Genomic DNA, 285 nt, shown 5'->3' with positions numbered 1-285 from the left:
CCGAGGTCTCCGCGCTCGCCGTCGCCGTCGAGATTGTGGTGACCGTGTTCAAACAACGCGCGCCAGGAATGTCGCTAGACCGTATCCCATTGTTCGTCTGGTCGATGCTGGTCACATCCTTTCTCGTCATCCTGGCGATGCCAGCGATCATGGTCGCAAGCACGGCCCTTATTCTCGACCGACTGGTCGAGACACATTTCTTCAATCCGGCCGAAGGCGGCGATGTACTGCTATGGCAACACCTGTTCTGGTTTTTCGGACACCCGGAGGTTTACATCATCTTCC

General features: G+C 56.8%; 1 protein-coding gene. It reads left to right on the top strand.

The genetic code is table 11. From position 1 onward, the window contains the following. On the top strand, positions 1-285 hold a 285-nt coding region (locus EN807_RS34915; RefSeq protein WP_189522717.1), incomplete at both ends, for a cbb3-type cytochrome c oxidase subunit I.

This window comes from Mesorhizobium sp. M5C.F.Ca.ET.164.01.1.1, from assembly GCF_004792125.1.
Classification (GTDB): Bacteria; Pseudomonadota; Alphaproteobacteria; order Rhizobiales; family Rhizobiaceae; genus Mesorhizobium; species Mesorhizobium wenxiniae.
Note: the sequence above shows the minus strand (reverse complement) of the source record. Positions and strands in the feature narration are given on the sequence as shown.